The sequence below is a fragment of the Streptococcus timonensis genome, assembly GCF_900095845.1.
Lineage (GTDB): Bacteria > Bacillota > Bacilli > Lactobacillales > Streptococcaceae > Streptococcus > Streptococcus timonensis.
Map to the genome: position 1 here is coordinate 42,604 of NZ_FMIX01000002.1, position 19,430 is coordinate 62,033.

Consider the following 19,430-nt stretch of genomic DNA (forward strand, 5'->3'; position numbering starts at 1 on the left):
TTTAAATTAGTCAACTTTCTTTTCTAAGTTTTTAGAAATACTTCGATTTTTCCCCTCCAGATACACCATAAGAATGGAAATATCTGCTGGGTTTACACCTGAAATACGGCTAGCTTGGCCAATGGTTTCTGGATTGATGAGCTTGAACTTCTGACGAGCTTCAGTCGCGATAGAGTCAATATCATCCCAGTCAATATTCGCTGGAATCCGTTTTTCTTCCATGCGTTTCATCTTGGCAACCTGATCCATGGCTTTTGAGATATAGCCTTCGTACTTGATTTCTGTTTCAATCAATTCGATAATCTTGTCATCTAACTCTTCAGCAGCAGGTCCGATGAAAGCCACCACATCTTGGTAAGAGACTTCTGGGCGACGAAGGAATTCCTTGGCTGTCACCGCATCTGTCAAGGGCTTGAAGCCCATCTCCTCAACCTTAGCATTTGTTTCCTTGACTGGCTTGAGTTTGATGCTGTCTAAACGCTTCATTTCATTTTCAAATTGATTTTTCTTGATTTCAAAACGAGCCCAACGTTCATCGTCAACAAGCCCAATCTCGCGCCCCATCTCAGTCAAACGCATATCGGCATTGTCATGACGGAGAATGAGGCGGTATTCTGCACGACTGGTCAAGAGACGGTAAGGTTCAATGGTCCCCTTGGTCACCAAGTCATCAATCATCACTCCGATATAACCGTCGCTTCGTTTTAGAATTAACTCAGGCTTACCTTGGATTTTCAGCGCTGCGTTGATACCCGCGATAATCCCTTGACCTGCTGCCTCTTCGTAACCAGATGTACCATTTGTTTGACCAGCTGTGAAAAGTCCTGAGATTTTCTTGGTTTCCAGAGTTGCACGCAACTGATGAGGCAAAACCATGTCATACTCAATAGCATAACCAGTTCGCATCATCTCTGCATTTTCCAAACCTTTGATAGAATGAACCAAGTCACGTTGGACATCCTCAGGAAGACTTGTTGAAAGCCCTTGGACATAAACTTCTTCTGTGTTTCGTCCTTCTGGCTCTAGGAAGAGTTGGTGGCGTTCCTTGTCTGCAAAACGCACAATCTTGTCCTCAATCGACGGACAGTAACGAGGTCCCACTCCCTTAACCACACCTGTAAACATAGGCGCACGATGGAGGTTATTCTGGATAATCTCATGACTGGTACCATTGGTGTAGGTCAACCAGCACGGCACTTGGTCTTTGACATAATCTTCATCACGTGAAGTGTAAGAGAAGTGATTTGGCGCCTCGTCCCCTGGCTGAATCTCTGTCACATCATAGTTGATAGAGGAAGCCTTGACGCGCGGTGGAGTTCCTGTCTTGAAACGACCGATTTCAAGTCCAAGTTCCTTGAGATTATCAGCTAGATTAATAGAAGCTAGACTGTGGTTTGGCCCTGATGAGTACTTGAGATCTCCGATGATGATTTCCCCACGGAGGGCTGTCCCTGTGGTTACGATAACGGCCTTGGCAGCATACTCTTGATGGGTAGCTGTACGAACACCGACAACCTTGCCATCTTCCACCAAAATCTCATCAATCATGGTTTGACGAAGGGTTAGATTTTCTTGATTTTCAACCGTCTTGCGCATTTCCTTAGAGTAAAGTTCCTTATCAGCCTGCGCACGAAGGGCACGGACAGCTGGCCCCTTCCCAGTGTTAAGCATCTTCATCTGGATGTAAGTCTTGTCAATGGTCTTAGCCATTTCGCCACCAAGGGCATCTACCTCACGCACGACAATCCCCTTGGCAGAACCACCAATAGACGGATTACATGGCATGAAAGCCAACATTTCAATGTTAATAGTCGCAAGCAAGACCTTGCAACCCATACGGCTAGCTGCTAAGGAAGCCTCGACCCCAGCGTGTCCTGCACCGATAACAATAATATCGTATTCTTCCGTAAAATTATAAGTCATTTTCTCTCCTATTCCTCAAAATGAATGTGTCTTAGTTGGCCGTCCCAAGCTGGCAGGGCTGTTTTTAAAAAGGCTGGAACTAGTTGGAAATCCTCAAGCTTGTCCAAGTCAATCCACTCACAGGGCTGCCTTTTCTCATCTTCCTGCATGGTCAATGGGGCATCCTCTAGCAGGTTCACCAGATAATGAAACTCGATGTTGTGATAGGAAACACCGTCCTGTTCAAAACGATTTTCAACCACAAAAGCTAGCTGCAAAGCCTCTGCTTTGACACCAAGTTCTTCCTTTACTTCGCGAACTACCGCATCTTCCGTTCTTTCATTGACTTGAATAGCGCCGCCAATGGTGTAATACTGGTCCTTATCTTGGGTGACTAGGAGCTTGCGGTTTTGAAGAATCAAAGCTGTCGCCCGAACGCCAAAAACCGTATTCCCCACTTTTGTCCGAAAGTCTTGTTGAGTCATTTTGTCCTTTCCTTTAAACGACACAAAAACAGTCAAAACTCGTAAGAAGTGCAGGACAAAAAGACCTGCAACATCCATGAGCTTTGACCATCATTTCTATTGCTTTTATTATTGTAGCAAATTGAGAACATTTGTCAATCTAAATGTACTGACAAACCTTGCCATCGCGGTAGGCATTATCAATCAAACCACCACCAAGACATTCTTCACCATCATAAAAGACAACTGCCTGTCCTGGTGTAATGGCGCGCTGTGGCTCCGCAAAGATGACCTCTGCCTTATCCCCTTTGACATGAACAGTCACCTTGGAGTCAGGCTGACGGTAGCGGAATTTAGCTGTACATTCTAGCGTAAACTCTTCTGGCATCTCACGAGTAAAGTGGACCTGACTGGCTTCTAAGCTAGTTGACATAAGCGAGTCATGGTAGAATCCTTGACCTACATAGAGAATGTTCTGACTCAGATCTTTGCCGACAACGAACCAAGGAGCATTGTCCCCGCCGTGTTGTCCACCGATCCCGAGTCCACCACGCTGACCAATCGTATAGTACATCAGACCAGCATGCTCACCCATATCGCGACCATCCACAGTCATCATTCGACCAGGCTGAGCTGGCAAGTAGTTGCTGAGAAATTCTTTAAAGTTCTTTTCTCCGATAAAGCAAATCCCTGTCGAGTCTTTCTTCTTAGCAGTCGCGAGGCCTGCTTCTTCTGCTAGTCTGCGAACTTCAGGCTTTTCCAAATGTCCCAATGGGAACATAGTCTTTTGTAATTGTTCTTGTGAAAGTTGGCTGAGGAAATAGGTCTGATCCTTGCCATTGTCCACGCCACGAAGCATGTGAACAATGCCATCCTCATCACGCGACACACGGGCATAGTGCCCAGTTGCCACATAGTCTGCTCCCAAGGTCATCGCATAGTCCAAAAAGGCCTTAAACTTGATTTCCTTGTTACACATCACGTCTGGATTTGGCGTGCGTCCTGCACGGTATTCCGCTAGGAAGTACTCAAAAACGCGGTCCCAGTACTCTTTTTCAAAATTGACAGAGTAGTAAGGAATGCCAAGTTGGTCTGCCACTGCAGCCACATCCTTGTAATCTTCGGTCGCCGTACAGACGCCGTTTTCATCTGTGTCATCCCAGTTCTTCATGAAGATACCGATCACATCGTAGCCCTGCTCCTTGAGAAGAAGAGCCGTCACCGACGAATCGACACCACCACTCATCCCCACGACAACACGTGTTTTAGAGTTATCACTCATGGTAGTTCTCCCATCTATTCGTTTATTCACGATTGAAGGTCGTGTTTGCTATCACGATTGAAGGTCGTTTGAGCAGTTTTCATTATAACATGCTTAAATAGAGAAGACAAGAAAGAGGCTGATAATCTATCAAGATCTTCCATAAATGCATGAAGATAGGATACAAAAGAAATTAATTCATCCCTAAATCTCTATTCTCTTTAAAAACTTATTTTTAAAATCAACTAAAAATGATATACTGTTATAAGGAGGAATACGCACATGATTCCTTACATATACCATCATCCATGTGCGTAAAACGATTGTGAACAACTACAAAGACATACTAAAATCAAAAAATACCATTTTTACTATTATAGTTGTTGCAGGTTTTGGACTTTTGGCAGGCTTAGTCATTCATCAAGAACGTGTTCAAGCAGAGAGAGGAAACATTGCTCTCATCAAACAACAACAAAATCAACAAGATGTTGAACAAGTAAAAAACGCTATTAAAGACTTTAATATCGATTCTGAAACCATTATAGAAGATTGGAAAAAAATTCAAGAATTAAAACCAACTACTGATGAAGGCAAAAAGACATTAGCAGACTTTCTCGCTTCTACTGCCGATAAAGTCACAAATCATTATAGTGAAAAAGCTTTGAAATTAGATATAAAGGATTCTGATAGCCAGTTTCAGGATAAACAAAAACTTGAAGCAGCCATCACTTCCTTACAAAAAATACTAGGAATCATTACAAACATTAACTCTGCTAACGGACAAACTTCTATTGAAGAAAAGACAAAACCAATTCAAGAACTCATCTCTAAATTCAAAAAACAAGTTGAAACCTTGACTAAAAAAGAAGAGCAAAAGGAAACAGAAACGACTAGTAGCGTTCAGGGAGTAGAAGCCAACAATTCAGAAGATAGAAACTACACTCCAACCTACACTGAATCATCTGGAAGTATCAATAATTCCCAGGCACCTGCAGTTGAGCACTATTCTTCTGATAGTGCTAGTAATGCAGGAAATCAAGCTGCTGATTCTTCTGGTTCTCAAGCAGAGTCTAATAGCCATAGTGATTAGGTTGAAATTCACGATACAAACAGTTCATCTTGCTAATTCAGGTGGAACCATTCAGTAAAAGCGCCAGACTTAATACTTTTGTCATCACTAATGTTTAAAGATTATCTTTTATCAAATAAAAGTACAAAAAAGAGCCTTTCAAGGCTCTTTTTTTTATTTCTTAATACCAACCGTTGTTAAGCCAGAAGTTCTTAGCAGCTGTCCATGAACCGTAACGTCCTGCAACATAAGCATCTGCTACACGTTCTTGGTTTTCAGCTGAGTAGTCACCGTTTAAGTATGAATCTGTCAATTGGTAACGTCCGATGTAACGTCCGTTTGTAGCTGTGTAGCTACCGCCTGATTCTTTTTGAGCAATCCATTCTTTAGCTTCTGCTTCTGATCCGCTTACAGTCGCAGCTGGGGCTGGAGTGCTCTCTGCTGCTGGAGTTGGTGTTGCAGCTGCTGGGGCAGAAGTTTCTTCTACAGCTGGAGTTTCTTCTACAGCAGCTGGGGCTGGAGCTTCAGTAGTAGCAGATGCATCAGTTGTAGCAGGTGCTGCTGGTTTTGTCGTCGCTGGTGTTGCAGCAACTACTGGAGCTTCACCGTCGATAACCAATACTTGGTCAACATAGATGAGGTGAATGTTTTTAATGTTGTTCAATTTAGCTAATTTTTCAACTGTTGTGTTGTGAGTTTCAGCAATCTCTGAAAGAGTATCTCCAGGTTTAACAATATAAGTTTTTGATTCTTGTGCAAAAGTTAATGATGGTGCAAGAAAAGCAAGTACAACTGCTAATCCAGCAAATTTAGTTCTAATATTTGATTTCATTTAAAAAAGTTTCTCCTTCTTTCTTATAATTCTATGATACCCTAGAAATATTACTATTTCTTAACATTTTTGTGTAGAAATGTTACAAGACTGTTTTTTATTTACCCCTAAAAGACATTTTTTGTCACAAAAGGCCCTAATTTACACCATTTAAGTAGGAAAAAGATATTTCGTGATGGATTCAAGCCAAGGAAAGCAATCTTTGATATAATAGAAGCAAGAATTTTTTTAAGGGGAAACAGATGCAATCACTTCGTTTTCAATCTGTCTTTGATATTATTGGTCCTGTAATGATTGGGCCGTCTAGTAGTCACACGGCAGGAGCTGTTCGTATCGGAAAAATCGTCTCTTCTATCTTTGATGATACTCCGACCGAAGTCGAATTCCAGCTTTTTAACTCTTTTGCAAAAACCTATCGTGGACACGGAACAGACCTTGCCCTTGTAGCTGGTATTTTGGGAATGGATACGGATGATCCTGAAATTCCAAACAGCTTAGAGATTGCTCATAAGCGTGGAATCAAGATTGTTTGGACGATTCAAAAGGATAGTAACGCCCCTCACCCTAACACCACTAAAATTACTGTAAAAAATGCTCATAAGAGCATTAGTGTTACTGGTATTTCAATCGGTGGTGGCAATATCCAGGTGACAGAATTAAATGGTTTTGCCGTATCTCTCAACATGAACACCCCTACCATCATCATCGTTCATCAAGATGTTCCAGGTATGATTGCTCATGTGACAGAAGCTCTTTCTCGCTTTGGTATCAACATCGCTCAAATGAATGTAACTCGAGAAAAAGCTGGTGAGAAAGCAATTATGATTATCGAAGTTGATAGTCGCAACTGTGAAGAATCTATCGAAGAAATTCGTAAAATTCCTCATTTACACAATGTCAATTTCTTTCAATAGGAGAAAATATGTTTTACTCTATCAAAGAATTAGTTGAACAAGCCGAACTAGATTTCCAAGGCAATGTTGCTGAGCTCATGATTACTACTGAGTATGAGCTAACTGGACGAGAGAGAGAGGAAGTTCTTCTACTCATGAAACGTAACCTTGAAGTCATGAAAGCTTCTGTCGAGCTTGGTCTCAGCGAAAACAAATCCCGTAGTGGTTTAACCGGAGGAGATGCAGCCAAGCTCGATCACTATATCAAACAAGGAAAGACCCTGTCAGACTTGACAGTTTTATCTGCCGCTCGTAATGCCATTGCAGTTAATGAACACAATGCCAAGATGGGACTCGTTTGTGCAACACCTACTGCAGGAAGTGCAGGATGCCTCCCAGCAGTTCTAACTTCTGCCATTGAAAAGTTAGATTTAACACACGAACAACAACTCGATTTTCTATTTGCAGCTGGGGCTTTTGGACTTGTCATTGCTAACAATGCCTCCATTTCCGGAGCTGAAGGAGGATGCCAAGCTGAAGTCGGTTCTGCTTCAGCCATGAGTGCTGCTGCTCTTACCTTAGCCGCTGGTGGAACTCCTTACCAAGCTAGCCAGGCGATTGCCTTTGTTATTAAAAACATGTTGGGCCTTATCTGTGACCCCGTTGCAGGATTAGTTGAAGTACCATGTGTCAAGAGAAACGCTATGGGGGCAAGCTTTGCCTTTATTGCAGCTGACATGGCCCTAGCAGGTATTGAATCAAAAATTCCAGTTGATGAAGTCATTGATGCCATGTATCAAGTTGGCTCTAGTCTCCCAACTGCCTTCCGTGAGACTGCAGAGGGAGGACTTGCTGCTACCCCTACAGGCCGACGCCTTCAAAAAGAAATCTTCGGCGACTAATTTCAAGACTACTAGGAGAATCTATGCCATCTCTATCAGCCATCTTTTTTGATTTGGACGGAACACTTGTTGATAGCTCTATCGGCATTCATAATGGTTTCACTTATGCATTTAACCAACTTGGTGTCCCTAGTCCGGACGCCAAGACTATCAGAGGTTTTATGGGACCTCCACTTGAAACAAGCTTTGCTAGTTGTTTACCACAGAATCAGATCGAACTAGCTGTCCAGCTTTATCGTTTCTACTATAAGGATAAGGGAGTTTACGAAGCTAAGCTTTTCCCAAACATAGAAAGTATACTTTCAGAATTATCCAAGGATTATCCCCTCTATATAACAACCACCAAAAACACTCCAATAGCAGAAAATATGGTTCGTAATTTTGGTATTGACCACTTCTTTGACGGCATCTATGGTTCAAGTCCTCAGGCTTTACATAAGGCAGATGTCATTCGCCAAGCTCTCCAAACTCATAACCTAGACCCAGATAGGGTCGTCATTATAGGAGATACCAAATATGATATGATTGGAGCCCAGGAAACAGGGATAAAAACATTGGCCGTAACCTGGGGATTCGGTGAAGAAGAAGAGTTGATGAGCTACCAACCTGATTGGGTTGCCCATCAGTCAACAGATCTTTTATCTCATCTTCAGAAGAAAAACTAATAAAAAGACTCCCAAATGAAGATTTGGGAGTCTTTTAGACTTGTTTACCAGAATTAAGAGACTAGTAAATAAGATATAACAACAGAGCTTAGTTACCTTTATTTATTGTCTGTCTCTTCAAAAGGTGAAGCTTCGATAACTTCTTCAACTCGAACTTCTTGAGCCTCACTGATTGCAGGAGTTGCTTCTTCCTTTGTCGGCATAGCCAAAAGTACAAGAAGAACAATGCTACCCAGTGGAACGAATAAAATAAAGATAAGTGCCCAGTGGAAACCAGCGTCTCGAAGGCGACGGACCATCAAAGCAAGTGACGGCAAGAGAAGTGCTAGTCCTATGACCATATAGATAATAGCAGTTCCACCCAAACCTATAAGAGCCCCCTCATCCTGTGGGTTAGATATAGCATTTCCGTATGCGAAGAAGAAAGGAATATACAAAATCATATTTCCTAACCAAATCCACCAGTAGTCGGAACGTGTTGAACGGCCTGCAAAATCAACATAGCCTTTAAAGAAATTTTTATAAGCGTTAATCATCATAGACTCCCTATATATTTTTTATTTAGTATCAGTTTATCACACATAGTCACTATTGACAAGTCTGTCCAAAATTGAGAATAGATAAAGCGACTACATAGGATAATACTCACATAAAAACTGCACTCTTTTTAAGAATGCAGTTCAGTTTAATCAACATGTGTCGTTTCGTTAGCAAAGCTAATAATAGCTCTCTTCAATTCAGCTCCTCGCAAAGCTCGGAATTCCTCAATTTTTTGATCGATTTTGTCTAGAGGCATAACATTAACCTTACCAACAAAAATCTTATCCATAACTTGGTTTTCAACTAACTCAGTAGATACAAGCAACTCTTCATAAAGCTTCTCACCTGGGCGAATACCTACTTCTACGATTGGAATTTCATTTTCAGTATGGCCACTGAGTAGAACCATTTTCTTAGCCAAATCGTAAATGCGTACTGGTTTGCCCATATCAAGGATAAAGACTTCTCCATCCTTTGCATAAGCGCCCGCATGAATTACCAAGCGACTAGCTTCTGGAATGGTCATAAAGTAACGAGTCATTCGGAAATCCGTCACCGTTACAGGCCCACCTTCAGCAATCTGACGCTCAAAGACAGGAATTACACTACCCCGACTACCAAGTACATTCCCGAAACGCACCGCACAATAGGTTGATTTGCTACGCTGGTTAAATCCAGTAACAATCAACTCTGCAACACGTTTGGTGGCTCCCATTACGTTTGGTGGATTGACGGCCTTATCAGTTGAAATCATGACCATTTTTGGCACTTTCGCTGCATCAACTGCCTTGGCAACATTGTATGTTCCAAGGATATTATTTTTAAAGGCTTCTTTTGGATTACGCTCCATCATAGGAACATGTTTGTGGGCTGCGGCATGGTAGACAATGGCTGGTTCATACTGTTCAAAAACTTGAAGCAAGCGCTCATAATCTTGAATATCCGCAATGATAGGAACATAATTAATTCCTTGGAAACTACGAATTAATTCATGATAAATCAAATAAATGGAGTTTTCTCCATGTCCAAGCAAGACAACTCGCTCCGGACTGAAACGACTAACCTGACGGCAGATTTCCGAACCGATTGAGCCCCCTGCGCCAGTAACTAAAATCGTCTTGCCGTGTATCTCATCTCCGATACGTGACTCATCTAAACGAATCTCCTGTCTTCCCAACAAGTCTGCAAGGTCCAGTTTTTGGAAACTACTAACAGACGGATGAAGGCCCTGTACGACAGATTCGACTTTGGGCATCTTGAAACATTTAATATTAAGCTGGTTACACATCTGCAAAATACGTTCGTACTCAGATGGATCCAAGGAAGGAATCGCAACAATCACTTTTTCAACCCTGTAACGTTTAGCAAGTTCAGGGAGCTCATTGTAAGAACCTAATACCGGAATCTTCCCAAGTTTCTGGCCTTTTTTCTTTTCATCATTATCTAAAATCCCAACTAGTTCAAGGTCACTAGTAGGATGTTGGTAGCTGTTCATAAAGAGCGCGCCACCATCACCAGCACCAATCAAGAAGGTACGACGGTGTTCTCCAGCTCCATTTCCCTTTTTACGTCTTGAGTAAATCAACTGCCAAGTGATACGAGGAAGTAGAATCAAGAAAGTTGTTAATAGGATAAAAAGTACGATAAAGCGGATAGAAAAGAGCGGCAAGAAAGCATAGCAGATAACATAAGATAAGATACTACTGATAGTTACTCCGAAGAAAATCTTCATGAAATCTGTTATTTTGCTATATCGACTAATACTAGCATTAAGCCCCCAGAATCCAATCATCAGTTGGTAGAAAAGGAAGGTTAGACCTGTATAAATGACATAGTCTACCGGGGCTGGATTAATCAAGCCATAAAATAGAATATAGGAAACAATAATTGATAAGACCATACTGGCAATATCAAAAAATCCCCAAAAAATTTGTTTCTGTTGTTTATTTAATACTTCAACCAGATCAATTACATAATCTGTCATTTTTTTATTCATGTGAATGGTATCCTCCTATACAGAGAAAATGTTTAATTGAGCATGAGATAAGGAGTCTTAATTTAAATACTGAATTTCAGATTTATAACTTTTTCTCCATTTAAAACCTTTAATCAACCCAACTATTGTGCCTATGCCGTAGGCAAAATGGATTGAAAACAACATAAATGGCATTAAGAGCAATGCTACATTTTTATGTTTCAATAAGGTAAGTATAGTCAATGAAATTACAAATAGGCTATAAACTGCTACTAGAAACATTAAAAAGAATGGAGAAAAAGGTAGTAATATAGTACTGACAATAATACTTAACACAAAAGCAAAGGGAACATAATGAAAAATAGATAGACATTTTGGTTTAACATGAGTTGTCAATCCAATCCATAGACCATTTGAATACTTTTGGTGGAGCATCTTTTTAAATGTGGGTCGAATATATTGATAAGATAAAACGTTAGGACTAAATCTTATCTTATATCCGTGATTTCTGATACGATAATGAAGTTCATTGTCTTCTGTTCTTCCAAGCTGTTCATCGACTAGACCAGCTTTCTCAAAAACTTCTCGTCGGTACATACCATGAAAAATTGAAGAAACATATCTGTCTTGAGAGCTGTTTCGATAATCTGCGATGCTACTTCCAAACATATTTTCTTCAACGATATGTAAAGCTTCTGACCATTTCCCTTCGCCTTCAACAATCGTCGGTCTAGGGCCACCACAGATATATTCTCCCTGATTGATTAGCTCAACATTATTCCTCACAAAATTCTCTGTGACTTTGGAGTGCGCATCAATCTTCAAAATAAGGTCTCCATTAGAATTCTTAATCCCTAAATTAAAGCCACTTGCTTGATTCTTTTTAGGGTTATCATACAATCTAATTGACCTAAATTCAGTATTCTCAGAGATAAATCGCTGAATAATATCGGTTGTATTATCTGTGGATATTGCATTAATAAATAGAATTTCAATATTTTCTTTATTATATGTCTGTCTTTTTAAATCTTCAATTAAGCCCGGTAAATATTTTTCTTCATTATAAGCACTAATCACAATAGAGACGATTAAATTATCGATTTGTTGAATCACTTACAGTCTCCTAAATATTTTCTTTCACTATTTTATCACAATTTCCCTGACTTTCCTATTTTTATTTGAATCCCAGAAAAAAACTAGTAAAGCTAATCTAGTTTTTGGGAGTAGCTGAATCCTTTCATAGCATAGCTTTTTGTCCCTTAACTTGACATCTATAGGAAAAAAACTTAAAATAAGCTGTTATTAAAATCGTCTTATCGAGGTTCACATGAAAAAACGATCACTCTTTTTTATTCTAGGAATTATCTTAATCGGAGCGGTCTTAAGAGCTCCTTTTACAGCCCTACCGACTATTTTAGGAGATATTGCTCAAGGTTTAGGAGTAGAAGTCAGTTCCCTTGGGGTTTTGACTAGCCTTCCTCTCTTGATGTTTGCCCTCTTCTCCTCTTTTGCGACCCGTTTGGCTCAAAAGATTGGGCTCGAGCTTCTTTTTACATATAGCCTGATACTCTTGACTCTCGGGTCAGTGATTCGTATCTTTAATCTGCCACTTCTCTATCTAGGAACTCTACTTATCGGGGCAAGTATTGCCATCTTTAACGTGCTCCTTCCTAGTGTTATTCAGGCAAATCACCCACAAAAGATTGGCTTTCTGACAACAATCTATGTGACCTCTATGGGGATTGCAACGGCTCTTGCTTCCTATCTTTCTGTACCCATTACTCAAGCAAGCTCTTGGAAAGGCTTGATCCTCTGCCTATCCTTGGTCTGCCTACTAACTTTAGTGGTCTGGTTGCCCAACCATCGTCACAATCATTTTCTAAAAGGAAGTGAGAAAAAACAAAAGAAAGAGAATATCTTAAAAAACAAGCAAGTTTGGGCTATTATTGTATTCGGTGGACTTCAGTCCTTACTCTTCTATACCAGCATGACCTGGTTACCTACCATTGCAATCAGCGCTGGCTTATCTCACACAGATGCCGGTCTTTTAGCTTCGATCTTTTCTCTGACTAGTATCCCCTTTTCGATGACTATTCCAAGTTTAACGACTCGTTTGCCCAATCGTCACCGTCAAATCATGCTGACAGTCATCTCTATCGCTGGATTGCTTGGAATTGCCATGCTCTTATACCCGAGCAAGAGTTTCCTCTACTGGTTAGTAGCGCATCTCTTGATTGGTACTGCCTGTAGCGCTCTTTTCCCTTATCTCATGGTTTGCTTCTCCATCAAAACAAGCTCGCCTGAAAAGACGGCCCAATTGTCTGGACTTGCCCAGACCGGCGGCTACATTTTGGCAGCTGTCGGCCCAGCCCTCTTTGGTTACAGCTTTGACATGTTCCATTCCTGGATCCCAGCTGTATTGGCTCTTCTAGTTATTGATATCATCATGACAATCTCCCTATTTATGGTAGATCGAGCAGATAAAATCCTCTAAAAAGGTTTTAGAATTTATCACAGATAAACACACTTTTCAAGCCAGACTGAGTCTGGTTTTTTTGGATCTTAACAACATTTTACAAAGTATAGATTTACCAAGCATACTACTCTTACTATGCGCAAAAATGATATAATAAAGCTAGGAAAACTTCGGTTACAATTTATTAGGAGTAGCACTGTTTGGGTACATAAAAGGTTATTACTTTCGGAATTGATAGTTGAAGCGATGCTAAAGTTGAAATTATAAACGTCTACATTTATAATTGTTTTAACACCATTAAGAAATTTTGATTAGATAAAAAATCTCGATTAACCAAGGACCATCGAATCATATAAGGAGAAATTTGTATGCTAGCAAAAGCAGGGGACGTCTATTGTGTTTACAATTTCCATCTAAAAAAATACACAGCTTGTCAGATAACCAAGATAGAAGAGGGGGAGAAAAAGCCGCAGGCTGTCCTACTGTCTTTAGACTGGTCGGGAAAACAACCTCTTAGAGAAGAAGAACTATCTTCTTTGAAACCACTCTATATAGATTTTATGTACTGGGAAAGAAACTTACATCTCAGTAATGTTGATATTCATGTACCGTCACATTATATTTTTATTGGTAATACAACACCATTAACAACCGAAAGCACAAACACATATGCTATGTTTTGGGGGAATGGTTACGATATTTATAGGCAACTGAAATGGCAAGAAATACCAAAAGAAAAAAGAGATTTATTTAAGAAAGCAGATAAAAGCAAGGAAAAAGTTTCATTTACAGGAAATGAGTGCCGTATTTCTAAACACAATATCAATGACGAGTGGATGCCTTTTGAAGACGCATTAGAATTAAAAATCTTCCCTTGTTTATCTAAGTTGACATTAACGAGATGGCACAAAAATATATATGAGTATTTGCAGTCAACTCCTTTTATTACAGAACTAGTTCTTAAAAATCATAGACAAACAAAACTGGATTTTTCTAAGACATCCATACATCGGCTTTCCATTGATTTGACAGGCGTAGAGGAACTTAGATTGAACGATGATTTGGAGGAGCTAGTCTTATTAGGAGACATGAGCGACAATTGTCAAATACTTGTAAAGGACCATGGAGCCAGCTTACGATTACAACTTGATAGTTCTCTACCTAAGGCACTGGGATTAAAAGATTTAGGAGCCATCCATTGCTCTAACATCCTTGAAATAGACTTTGTACAAATCTTGAATAACTATCCAAGGCTTAGGGAATTAAGATTGTGGGGGAAACCTGGTCATATTCTCAATTTCCATAAATTGTCAGAATTAAAAGAGTTAGTCAATTTTTCAACTGTTGATTTGTTTGGCTTTACCGCAGAGGATATTCCAAAACCAGAAGATTTACCTCGATTAAGCATGTTTTGGATGAGCAGCTTACCAGAAGAGGCCGCTAAAGTAGCCAAAAAATATTATAAAAAACAGCAGGACAAGGGACTGAATCTTTGGATAACAAAACCGAGAAAAGCTGAATGGCTTGCCCAAAACCTAGACAATCCATTTCGCTCATGGGATGGACAAGAGAATATTTCAACCGCAAACGCAAAAAAAGCAGCCTCTCTATATAGAAAGACTAGAGCAAGTGTTAGAAAGCTTCTAGAAAAACCCAACGAGGACACTATGAAACACATAGAAGTCCTCATAAGAGAATATACTCAAGGTTTCAATAAAATGGACAAGCGTAACTGTTTTATTGAAACAATCGAGAGAGAGGATATCTATGATGCCCTGGTCGAGATCTTAGATTTACTACCTGAAGATTTAGGGATGGACAAAGAAAAATTTATAGAAATCTTTGATGAGCTAAAAGATTTTTAAATGAGAAACCTTTCTAGTTCATTCTTGAAACGGAGATTATCATGACTAACTTTATACAGACTATCACAGTCGAAAATCGGCAGGTCGACAAAGAAAATTACTTTACAATTGGCTACTCTCCTGAGATAGAAAAATCTTTACTGTGTGTTTATATTTCTTGGATTGCTGGTTACGAACGCTATTACGAGTTAGATGACGGAGATTTGGCTCTCTTTGAAAGCAAACGAGAAGAATTTCTCAAAAAATATGACAAAGAAATCAAGGCTTATCGGACTGAAAGATTGATTGGTTCTGGGGCTCTGAGGGATTACAATTTTAGTTCTTTACCTGAGAATATCCTAAAAAACTTGGATAGCTATCCTCCATTTAACGGATATGTCTATCAAAACGGCATCCTCTGTGCCAAAATCAAGATTGAAGACAAGTATTTTTATCTTCCGCCCATTTATGATGAGGATTACAGATAAGCATTGCCTCAAAGTAATGCAAAACAGCCTCCAATCTTCTAGTTTTTGATAGAAGATTTTTTATATATAAAAATTTTACACATATTACTTGACAGGGCTTACAAATAGATGTATGATGTATGTGTAGAATAATTATATATAAAATTTTTATATACTAAAAAAGGAGGTGCCCCATGTATTTTCCAACATCAGCGGCCTTGATTGAATTTCTCATCTTGGCCATCCTAGAACAAGGGGATTCCTATGGTTATGAAATTAGTCAAACCATTAAACTCATTGCCAAAATCAAGGAATCTACCCTCTACCCCATCTTGAAAAAACTGGATACCAACCGCTATCTGACTACATACTCTCGCGAATACCAAGGTCGGATGCGGAAATACTACTCCTTAACAGAGATTGGGGAGGAGCAACTATTTGTACTCAGAGAAGAGTGGACACTCTACACTGACACTATCAACGGCATCATAGAAGGGAGCATTCGCCATGACAAGAACTGAATATTTGAATCAGCTTGAAGCCTATCTGATGAAGCTTCCTCAATCTGATCGCATCGAAGCCATGGACTACTTCAAAGAACTCTTTGATGATGCTGGTCCAGAAGGTGAGGAAGACCTAATAGCTAGCCTTGGAAGTCCAAAAGAAGCTGCCCATGATGTCCTGACTACACTTCTTGATAAGAAAATCAACGAAGAAAATTCCAGTAAGAACGACCACCATATTTTACGCATCGCTCTACTAGCCCTTCTTGCAGCTCCTATCGGAATTCCAGTCGGGATTGGTCTTCTCATGGCTATCATCGGGATTTTTATCGCTGCAGTTAGTGTACTTTTAGCCTTCTTTGCTGTATCAGCAGCTGGATTAATCCTAGGAGGCGTTCTCCTATTTGAAAGCTTCTACGTTCTGGCTGAATCTACATCTGCTTTTATTCTGATTTTTGGTGGAGGTTTACTGGCAATCGGAGCTTCGTCCCTAGTCTTGCTAGCGACTTCCTATGTGACCCGTTTCTTTGGAATACTAATCCTTCGACTTATTCAGTGGATTCTTAATAGAGGAAAGAGAGGTGAAAGTCATGCGTAAATTAACAAAAGGATTTCTTATCTTTGGAGTTGTTACTAGTATCATCGGTTTTGCCATGATCATCATCGGCATCCAAACCGATGGGGTCAGAAGCCTCCTTGCAATGTCTCAAAATCCAGTCTTTGAAAGCCGAATGGACGAACTCGTTTTCGATCAAGATATCGAAAATCTTAACATCTCACTAACACAACATTCGCTCGTCATTACGGAGTCAAACGATGATAAGATCCATATCCAGTATCATCCAACTATCTCTGAAAAAGAAAATCTTCAACATTCTACCAAAGAAAAAACTCTTGAGATTTCTGACACCAAGTCAACTACACGTCGTTCTGTAGGTTCTAGTATCGAGGGAATCCTATTTATCGCAAGTGGAGTCTCAAGTCGCAATAATGAAGTCGTTCTATCACTACCAAGAGGAAGAGAATTAAAAAACCTAACAGCGCAGGTTAATCATGGTGTCCTTTCGATTGCCGATGTAAAACTCAGCAATGCCAAGATTCTGTCAAATGGCTATCTTCTTCGTATCACTGATAGCGAGATTAAAAATAGCCAACTGATCACAACTGGAATTGTCAATGTATTTGAAACCAGTCTAACAGATAGCCGTATCCAAGCAGACCATCAACATATCTCTGCTGAGGATATTCAAGTACATGGTAAGGTGGAGCTAGAGTCAAAAAAAGATATGGTCATCCAGTTATCCAAAAAAGAACTTGAGAGAATCAATCTTAACCTCTCATCTGAACACGGCGCTATTTATCATCGAACTCGAGAAGGAGTTCATCCTGTTCAGGGAAATCATGAAAATAAGGACGAAGAATTCTCCAATCCTTACAACGTAGAGAAAAAAGATACGCAAGATCTCCTCGTCGCAAAGGCGGGTCAAGATATCAACATTCCAGACGAACCGGATCGCTCACCCAATTCGAGAAATTATGAATAATAGTTAATCATTACTACTCAAACAAGAAATAAAAAAGGAGGTCCCATCATGACTCAAGAATGGTTCGAAAGTGCTGATTTCGAGAAAACAGCCAACAATGAGAAAAAAGATAACCCATCTGACCCAGTCATTCCCCAAGAAGAGTTAAAAGAAAAAGAAGAGTTGCCAGTGGTTGAAGAAAATCTTCAAATCAATTCTGAAGAACAAGAAGCTGACCTAGAAAAAGTAGAGAATGGCGAACACGAAGAGATCGTGGAAAATACAGAAAAGATAGACAAGTCAGAAGAATCTGTAGAGACTGAAGAACAAGAAGAACTGGCAACAAAGACAGACCAAGCAGAAAAACCGGTTAAGGAAGCACCTCAGCCTAGCAAATCTTTGGAAAGTCCATTTGTCCCAGACCCTGTCCCTACAAAAACAGCAATCTTCAAAGAAGAATTTACTGATTTTTGGATTTGGCTACGAGGAGCTTTGAAAGAACCCACAGCTAGTTTTGATACAGATAAGAAACATAGTTATAATGCCTTTGCGCTACTAACTATCTTTTCTGCTACAAGCTTCCTCTTTACAGTTTATCACGCCAAACAAGGCTACTATGGTCGTATGGCAAGCATCGATGCTCACTTCATGGAACAATTTCCGTCTCTCAATCTCTTCTCGGTATTCTCCATCCTAGTAGCGACAAGTCTCTTCTTCTTTTCAATTCTCATGGGTGGATTTGTAGTCAAACGTTTCGTCGATCAAAAAAATGACTGGACACTAGATAAAACCTTCCAAGAGTACAGCCGACTCTTCGCTATTCCAATCCTCTTGACAAGTTTGGCTAGTTTCTTCGCATTCTTTAACAGTCTCAAATTTGCCATCTTTCTATGTCTGATTAGCTTAGTTATGGTACTTCTTGCTAACCTCTACATCATCTCAAGACCTAGCAAGGATAGTCAAACCGATCCCTTCTATCGCCTTCTCTTGGCCTTCCTAGTCAACGGAAGCATCCTATTTCTCTTTTTCCTAGCAGAATTGTCCTTGATCTTTGATTACATTAAAGTATTAGCCTTTATCTAACATGAAATCCTGTCAGAACTTGACAGGATTTTTTGTACACAAAAAGCAGACCAAAAATCTGCCTTTTCTTATTTTTTAGAACTACTATCTTTCGTTTATTTCTCCAGTTCACTATTTACTAAAGCTTCAAAATCTTCCCCTAAGATTGGTCCTACCACTATTTGGTTGGCATCCAAGTCCTGATAAAGTTCTTTTGGAAGAGCTTCTAAGAAGGCTTTGTAATCTAATCTGGCTACTGCTTCATAGTCTTCAGGCTTAGAACCATCTCCAGATATTTTCACCAAGTCAATCTCCCAGATGACATCTTTACCTGCCAATTGCTCAATGTAAGGAGCAGGAACAACAGGCCCCTTCGGTAAGATAGTCTTAACTCCCTGGGCTAAATGGTAGATGCCGTGAATCTTGCCTTGGCCATCTGGGTAAAATCTGAGGGTTGCAAGATAAGCATCAGACTCTTGAACCTTTTTGACCAGAGTTTCAAAACGTGTCAAACCATCTTGTTCTAAGAAAGCTTCCAAATCCGTCTTATTAAAATAAATAGGTGAAAGAATTCCTTGGCAGAAATATAGACGAGCAGCCTTGTCAGCTAAATAGTTTTTAACAGTTTCTTGGAAATAAAGATTCAAGTCGAAGTCCTCAAAACCTTCAACTGCTTCTCCTATCTTACTAGAAAATCCTCGCAAAAGATCTTCTACAATTTCCCAGTCAGCTCTTGTGATAAAATCAGGAATGACAACTTGATAGCCTTTCTTGCTATCTTCATAGCTAACTTTAAAGAGAAATTGAGACTTACCCACAACAGCACACTCGATATACTCAAGGCGATTGAGAGGCTGACGGAGATAGATAGCATCATAACTATGAGATTCCAAGCCATCTACAAGGGCTAAGATTGATTTTGCTGTTAAAATCTCCTGTTGTCCTAGGACACTTTGTTTATTTGGAATAAAAAATGCTTTCACCATACATCGGCTCCTTTGAAATCGTTTACATATAGTATACACTATTTTCCTGAAAGATGCAGAAACAAA

At 39.9% G+C, this 19,430-nt stretch carries 19 protein-coding genes; 11 read left to right on the top strand and 8 right to left on the bottom strand.

The features are described 5' to 3' along the window. Positions 1-6 precede the first annotated feature (6 nt). From mnmG to mnmA, 3 genes are all read right to left on the bottom strand, one after another. A complete protein-coding gene (gene mnmG / locus BQ2679_RS00565; RefSeq protein ID WP_075565075.1) occupies positions 7-1,923 on the bottom strand; it encodes a tRNA uridine-5-carboxymethylaminomethyl(34) synthesis enzyme MnmG in 1,917 nt (638 codons plus the stop codon). 8 nt (positions 1,924-1,931) lie between these two features. Further along, positions 1,932-2,387 carry an NUDIX hydrolase gene (locus tag BQ2679_RS00570; RefSeq protein WP_075565077.1) on the bottom strand — a complete coding sequence of 152 codons (456 nt, stop codon included), beginning with the start codon at positions 2,385-2,387 and terminating at the stop codon, positions 1,932-1,934. Positions 2,388-2,526: 139 nt separating this feature from the next. Beyond that, positions 2,527-3,648: a tRNA 2-thiouridine(34) synthase MnmA gene (mnmA, locus tag BQ2679_RS00575; protein ID WP_075565079.1), complete on the bottom strand. Its 1,122-nt coding sequence runs from the start codon at positions 3,646-3,648 to the stop codon at positions 2,527-2,529. 304 nt (positions 3,649-3,952) lie between these two features. Here mnmA and BQ2679_RS00580 point away from each other — a divergent pair, with 304 nt between their 5' ends. Continuing rightward, positions 3,953-4,717 (top strand): hypothetical protein, encoded by a 765-nt coding sequence (locus BQ2679_RS00580; protein ID WP_075565081.1) that lies wholly within the window; start codon positions 3,953-3,955, stop codon positions 4,715-4,717. A gap of 160 nt (positions 4,718-4,877) precedes the next feature. Here BQ2679_RS00580 and apf read toward each other — a convergent pair whose 3' ends face one another. Further along, the gene (gene apf / locus BQ2679_RS00585; RefSeq protein ID WP_075565082.1) at positions 4,878-5,528 is read right to left on the bottom strand and encodes an aggregation-promoting factor; all 651 of its coding nucleotides are present in this window, start codon (positions 5,526-5,528) and stop codon (positions 4,878-4,880) included. A 242-nt stretch (positions 5,529-5,770) separates the two neighbouring features. Between apf and sdaAB the strand changes: the two genes are divergently transcribed. Genes sdaAB through BQ2679_RS00600 form a run of 3 tightly spaced genes read left to right on the top strand, consistent with a single transcriptional unit; the run spans position 5,771 to position 7,988 of the window. Beyond that, entirely contained in the window at positions 5,771-6,442 is a 672-nt protein-coding gene (gene sdaAB, locus BQ2679_RS00590; protein ID WP_075565084.1) for an L-serine ammonia-lyase, iron-sulfur-dependent subunit beta, read from the top strand. Positions 6,443-6,450: 8 nt separating this feature from the next. Then, positions 6,451-7,323 (top strand): L-serine ammonia-lyase, iron-sulfur-dependent, subunit alpha, encoded by an 873-nt coding sequence (gene sdaAA, locus BQ2679_RS00595; protein WP_075565086.1) that lies wholly within the window; start codon positions 6,451-6,453, stop codon positions 7,321-7,323. Positions 7,324-7,346: 23 nt separating this feature from the next. After that, positions 7,347-7,988: an HAD hydrolase-like protein gene (locus BQ2679_RS00600; RefSeq protein ID WP_075565088.1), complete on the top strand. Its 642-nt coding sequence runs from the start codon at positions 7,347-7,349 to the stop codon at positions 7,986-7,988. A 98-nt stretch (positions 7,989-8,086) separates the two neighbouring features. Here the strand turns inward: BQ2679_RS00600 and BQ2679_RS00605 are convergent, their stop codons facing one another. The 3 genes from BQ2679_RS00605 to BQ2679_RS00615 all read right to left on the bottom strand — a co-directional run bounded on the left by BQ2679_RS00605 (position 8,087) and on the right by BQ2679_RS00615 (position 11,616). Next, a complete protein-coding gene (locus BQ2679_RS00605) occupies positions 8,087-8,524 on the bottom strand; it encodes a DUF805 domain-containing protein (RefSeq protein WP_075565090.1) in 438 nt (145 codons plus the stop codon). A gap of 149 nt (positions 8,525-8,673) precedes the next feature. Then, complete coding sequence (locus BQ2679_RS00610) at positions 8,674-10,524, bottom strand: polysaccharide biosynthesis protein (protein ID WP_075565092.1); 1,851 nt, start codon at positions 10,522-10,524, stop codon at positions 8,674-8,676. A gap of 57 nt (positions 10,525-10,581) precedes the next feature. Beyond that, positions 10,582-11,616, bottom strand: a complete 1,035-nt coding sequence (locus BQ2679_RS00615) for a glycosyltransferase family 2 protein (protein ID WP_075565094.1) — start codon at positions 11,614-11,616, stop codon at positions 10,582-10,584. A gap of 214 nt (positions 11,617-11,830) precedes the next feature. On the opposite strand from BQ2679_RS00615, the gene BQ2679_RS00620 reads away from it, so the two are divergent. From BQ2679_RS00620 to BQ2679_RS00650, 7 genes are all read left to right on the top strand, one after another. Further along, the gene (locus tag BQ2679_RS00620) at positions 11,831-12,997 is read left to right on the top strand and encodes a CynX/NimT family MFS transporter (RefSeq protein WP_075565096.1); all 1,167 of its coding nucleotides are present in this window, start codon (positions 11,831-11,833) and stop codon (positions 12,995-12,997) included. Positions 12,998-13,347: 350 nt separating this feature from the next. After that, the gene (locus tag BQ2679_RS00625) at positions 13,348-14,844 is read left to right on the top strand and encodes a gliding motility protein (RefSeq protein WP_075565099.1); all 1,497 of its coding nucleotides are present in this window, start codon (positions 13,348-13,350) and stop codon (positions 14,842-14,844) included. Between the two features lie 41 nt (positions 14,845-14,885). Next, positions 14,886-15,311, top strand: a complete 426-nt coding sequence (locus tag BQ2679_RS00630) for a hypothetical protein (protein WP_075565101.1) — start codon at positions 14,886-14,888, stop codon at positions 15,309-15,311. 173 nt (positions 15,312-15,484) lie between these two features. After that, the gene (locus BQ2679_RS00635; protein ID WP_006149048.1) at positions 15,485-15,811 is read left to right on the top strand and encodes a PadR family transcriptional regulator; all 327 of its coding nucleotides are present in this window, start codon (positions 15,485-15,487) and stop codon (positions 15,809-15,811) included. Beyond that, positions 15,798-16,391, top strand: coding sequence for a DUF1700 domain-containing protein (locus BQ2679_RS00640; RefSeq protein WP_075565103.1), 594 nt, complete (start codon positions 15,798-15,800; stop codon positions 16,389-16,391). The genes BQ2679_RS00635 and BQ2679_RS00640 overlap by 14 nt, the downstream gene beginning before the upstream one ends. After that, complete coding sequence (locus BQ2679_RS00645) at positions 16,384-17,337, top strand: DUF4097 family beta strand repeat-containing protein (protein ID WP_075565106.1); 954 nt, start codon at positions 16,384-16,386, stop codon at positions 17,335-17,337. Before BQ2679_RS00640 ends, BQ2679_RS00645 begins: the two co-directional genes overlap by 8 nt. A gap of 48 nt (positions 17,338-17,385) precedes the next feature. After that, entirely contained in the window at positions 17,386-18,399 is a 1,014-nt protein-coding gene (locus BQ2679_RS00650; protein ID WP_075565108.1) for a DUF6574 domain-containing protein, read from the top strand. Between the two features lie 95 nt (positions 18,400-18,494). On the opposite strand, the gene BQ2679_RS00655 is transcribed toward BQ2679_RS00650, so the two are convergent. Next, entirely contained in the window at positions 18,495-19,364 is an 870-nt protein-coding gene (locus BQ2679_RS00655; RefSeq protein ID WP_075565110.1) for a DUF4299 family protein, read from the bottom strand. Positions 19,365-19,430: the final 66 nt, after the last annotated feature.

Excerpts from the sequence above, each read along its gene's own strand:
- mnmG (WP_075565075.1), bottom strand. The coding sequence starts at position 1,923 with ATGACTTATAATTTTACGGAAGAATACGATATTATTGTTATCGGTGCA.
- BQ2679_RS00570 (WP_075565077.1), bottom strand. The coding sequence starts at position 2,387 with ATGACTCAACAAGACTTTCGGACAAAAGTGGGGAATACGGTTTTTGGC.
- mnmA (WP_075565079.1), bottom strand. The coding sequence starts at position 3,648 with ATGAGTGATAACTCTAAAACACGTGTTGTCGTGGGGATGAGTGGTGGT.
- apf (WP_075565082.1), bottom strand. The coding sequence starts at position 5,528 with ATGAAATCAAATATTAGAACTAAATTTGCTGGATTAGCAGTTGTACTT.
- sdaAB (WP_075565084.1), top strand. The coding sequence starts at position 5,771 with ATGCAATCACTTCGTTTTCAATCTGTCTTTGATATTATTGGTCCTGTA.
- sdaAA (WP_075565086.1), top strand. The coding sequence starts at position 6,451 with ATGTTTTACTCTATCAAAGAATTAGTTGAACAAGCCGAACTAGATTTC.
- BQ2679_RS00600 (WP_075565088.1), top strand. The coding sequence starts at position 7,347 with ATGCCATCTCTATCAGCCATCTTTTTTGATTTGGACGGAACACTTGTT.
- BQ2679_RS00605 (WP_075565090.1), bottom strand. The coding sequence starts at position 8,524 with ATGATTAACGCTTATAAAAATTTCTTTAAAGGCTATGTTGATTTTGCA.
- BQ2679_RS00610 (WP_075565092.1), bottom strand. The coding sequence starts at position 10,524 with ATGAATAAAAAAATGACAGATTATGTAATTGATCTGGTTGAAGTATTA.
- BQ2679_RS00620 (WP_075565096.1), top strand. The coding sequence starts at position 11,831 with ATGAAAAAACGATCACTCTTTTTTATTCTAGGAATTATCTTAATCGGA.
- BQ2679_RS00625 (WP_075565099.1), top strand. The coding sequence starts at position 13,348 with ATGCTAGCAAAAGCAGGGGACGTCTATTGTGTTTACAATTTCCATCTA.
- BQ2679_RS00630 (WP_075565101.1), top strand. The coding sequence starts at position 14,886 with ATGACTAACTTTATACAGACTATCACAGTCGAAAATCGGCAGGTCGAC.
- BQ2679_RS00635 (WP_006149048.1), top strand. The coding sequence starts at position 15,485 with ATGTATTTTCCAACATCAGCGGCCTTGATTGAATTTCTCATCTTGGCC.
- BQ2679_RS00640 (WP_075565103.1), top strand. The coding sequence starts at position 15,798 with ATGACAAGAACTGAATATTTGAATCAGCTTGAAGCCTATCTGATGAAG.
- BQ2679_RS00645 (WP_075565106.1), top strand. The coding sequence starts at position 16,384 with ATGCGTAAATTAACAAAAGGATTTCTTATCTTTGGAGTTGTTACTAGT.
- BQ2679_RS00650 (WP_075565108.1), top strand. The coding sequence starts at position 17,386 with ATGACTCAAGAATGGTTCGAAAGTGCTGATTTCGAGAAAACAGCCAAC.
- BQ2679_RS00655 (WP_075565110.1), bottom strand. The coding sequence starts at position 19,364 with ATGGTGAAAGCATTTTTTATTCCAAATAAACAAAGTGTCCTAGGACAA.